This window comes from bacterium (genome assembly GCA_016873475.1).
Lineage (GTDB): Bacteria > Krumholzibacteriota > Krumholzibacteriia > JACNKJ01 > JACNKJ01 > VGXI01.
In genome coordinates this window covers 1-3308 of record VGXI01000283.1, presented here as the reverse complement: position 1 = coordinate 3308, position 3308 = coordinate 1, and the positions used below count along the sequence as shown (strand labels likewise).

The window sequence follows — 3308 nt, the reverse complement described above, 5'->3', positions numbered from 1 at the left end:
CAGAACGCCGCCTACGCCGAGCAGCAGATGAAGGACATCAAGAGCGGCGCCCGCGCCAACGGCCAGAGCGCCGCGATGAAGGGCGTCATGCACCTGGTCAGCGATGCCGAAATCAAGGCCCTCGCCGAGTACCTCGCCAAGCTGAAGTAAGGCCGCCGCATCCTGAAACGGCCGCCCGCGGGCGGCCGTTTCCCATTGACACAAGTCAATGTGCCATTTCCCTTTTTCCGGATAATTCAGGCGTTCCTAATATTCCATTGCAGGAGACCGAGATGAAGAAGGTTGTTCTGGCCGTCACCCTCGCCTTTGCCACCGCCGCGGCGTTCGCCGCCGACCCGCGCCAGGCGCCGAAAGCCGCCGGCATCGAGTCGAAGGACTACCAGTGGGCGAAGATGGAGGGCGAGCTGAAGGAAGCGCTGGCCAAGAAGGGCGACGTCAAGCGCGGCAAGGACACCTACGAGATCTGCGGCGCCTGCCACCTGCCCAACGGCGCCGGCCGGCCTGACGGCACCTTCCCGCAGCTCGCCGGCCAGCACACCACGGTGCTGATCAAGCAGATGGCCGACATCCGCATGGGCCTGCGCGACAACCCGACCATGTATCCCTTCGCCAAGGAAATGACCGATCCGCAGGATCTGGCCGACACCTCGGCCTACATTCAGAGCCTGTGCATCCCGGTCGATCACGGCAAGTACGAGGGCAAGGATGCCGCCATCCAGATCGCCAAGGGCAAGGAGCTCTACGAGAAGCAGTGCAAGGAGTGCCACGGCGCCAACGGCGAGGGCGTCAAGGACAAGTTCTACCCCGTCATCGCCGGCCAGCACTACAAGTACCTGTTGCGCCAGATGACCGAGATCCGCGACGGCCATCGCCGCAACGCCAACCCGGACATGGTGAAGGTCATCAAGCCCTACACCAACGACCAGCTCGTCGCCATCTCTGCCTATCAGGCCGATTTGAAGATGCCCGGTTCCATGTGCAAGCCGAAAGCCGGCGCCAAGAAGAAGTAAGTCTTGCAGCATCCCTGCCGCCCGCTCGACCGGGCGGCAGGTCTATCCAATAGCCGCGCGCCGAACTCCGGCAACCGACGGCAGAGCCCGACAGAGAACCGAACATGCCAGTCCAGAAAAGCCCGAACCTGCTCGTTGCCGCGCTGACCGGCATCGCCCTCGTCGCCATGATCGTCTCGTATTTCGCGCCGATCTGGTGGGTCTCGCTCACCGCGCCGAACTACCCGAAGGACGCCTTCCCCGACGGCATCCGCATCCATTTCCATTTCGACGGCGTCTACAACGGCTGCAAGGCGGCACGCGCCGGCAGGGGCATGGCCGACGAGATCATCCAGAAGGACCTGTCGCACGAGGACGAGCGCTACAACCCGATCCTCGACAAGGGCAAGAAGGTGGACAAGGACGCCCAAGGCCTCGACTGCGTGCACGAGATGAACACCATCAACCACTACGTCGGCATGTTCCCCATCGCCACCGGCGCGCCTGTGGAGAAGCCGCTGGCCAAGTTCTTCTTCGCCTTCTTCGCCACCATGATGGTGGCCTTCGCCGTGACGCAGAAGAAGCTGCGCCTCGTCGTCCTCGGCATCGGCTTCGCCGCCACCGCCGCCTGGATGCTGGTCGACCAGTACGCGCTCGGCCGGCTCGAGGCCCACGTCAAGGAATACATGCGCGAGACGGGCTACTTCTTCCGCGAACCGGACCGCGTCAAGGCCTGGGGCGACAACGTGCGCACGATCACCCACATCGTCGTCGCCGGCCTCATCCTCGCCATGGCCGCGGTCGTTGCCGGCGTGGCGAAGCTGCGCAATTTCCAGCTCCTGCTGGTGCTGGTGCCGGCCCTGCTGCCGCTGTTCTTCGTCATCACCTACGCCGGCTGGCTCTGGTTCTTCGGCCACAACCTGCACCCCTGGGGCGCCTTCACGGTGAAGCCCTTCATGCCGACGGTGTTCGGCGAGGGCAAGGTGGCGCAGTTCTCCACCTACTCCTACCCCTACTGGGGCTACGCCCTGCTGATGCTGATGTTCGTCACGCTGATGCCGGCCCTGCTCCTCCGCCGCAAGCAGCTGCGCGAAGGCAGCGCGGAATAACATCATGCGACGCGCCGCTGCGCTGCTTGCGCTGCTGCTCGCCGCGACTGCATTCGGCGACGGTGACGAACCGCCGCGCAAGGTCGACGCCTCCGCCCACGGCGGCGTGCGCGCCGAGGTCGACCGGCCCAAGCCGATCTATCCCCTGCACGAACGCGATGCGCGCATCCACGGCCTGAAGCCCTTCCAGGAACTGATCGACGCCGCGCCCGCCGGCTCGACCCTGAAGCCCCCGCCCGGCCGCTACGCCGGCCCGGTGCGCCTCGACAAGCCGCTCGTCATCGACGGCGGCGGGCAAGTGTCGATCGACGCCGGCGGCAAGGGCACCGTGTTCTCGCTGGAGACGAACGACGCCGTGCTGCGCGGACTGACTTTGCGCGGCTCGGGCGACTCGCACGACACCGACGACGGCTGCCTCGACGTGCGCGGCCACCGCAACGTCATCGAGAACCTGGTCATCGAGGATTGCCTCTTCGGCATCGACCTCAAGCAGTCGAACAAGAATCTCGTGCGCGACAACCGCATCTCCTCCAAGCCGGTGCCGCTCGGCGTGCGCGGCGACGCCCTGCGCCTGTGGTACAGCCGCGACAACCGCGTCGAGCGCAACGAGATCTCGGATTCGCGCGACATGGTGGCCTGGTATTCGCACGGCAACGTCATCAGCCACAACGTCAGCCGGCGCAGCCGCTACTCGATCCACTTCATGTTCGCCACCTACAACCTGGTCGAGGGCAACCGCTTCTACGACAACGCCGTCGGCGTCTACCTGATGTACACCGAGGGCGTGCATGTGAAGCACAACCTGATCTCGCACGCCACCGGGGCCACCGGCATGGGACTCGGCTTCAAGGAGGCCTCCGACGCCGTCATCGAGGGCAACGAGATCATCTACTGCGCCGTCGGCGTGCATTCCGACCTGTCGCCCTTCCAGCCCGACACCAAGATCGAGTTCCGCAACAACCGCATCGCCTACAACGGCATCGGCATGATGTTCACCTCCGAGCTGGGCGGCAACGTCGCCACCGGCAACGTCTTCGAGGGCAACCTCACCCACGTCGCCCAGGCCGGGCGCAACACCGGCGGGCTGAACGAGTGGCGCGGCAACCACTGGGACGACTATCAGGGCTTCGACCGCAACCGCGACAACGTCGGGGACACGTCCTATGAGCTGTATGCCTTCGCCGACCGCATCTGGATGGAGATCCCGCAG

General features: G+C 65.2%; 4 protein-coding genes. All 4 read left to right on the top strand.

Annotated features, from left to right (window positions below; genetic code table 11):
• A partial coding sequence (locus FJ251_14735) for a cytochrome c (GenBank protein ID MBM4118960.1) occupies window positions 1–150 on the top strand: 150 nt, incomplete at its 5' end.
• A 122-nt stretch (window positions 151–272) separates the two neighbouring features.
• Window positions 273–1010, top strand: coding sequence for a c-type cytochrome (locus FJ251_14730; GenBank protein MBM4118959.1), 738 nt, complete (start codon window positions 273–275; stop codon window positions 1008–1010).
• 104 nt (window positions 1011–1114) lie between these two features.
• Window positions 1115–2098, top strand: a complete 984-nt coding sequence (locus FJ251_14725; protein ID MBM4118958.1) for a hypothetical protein — start codon at window positions 1115–1117, stop codon at window positions 2096–2098.
• Window positions 2099–2102: 4 nt separating this feature from the next.
• Window positions 2103–3308 (top strand): nitrous oxide reductase family maturation protein NosD (nosD, locus tag FJ251_14720; protein ID MBM4118957.1); only part of this gene is annotated, 1206 nt, incomplete at its 3' end.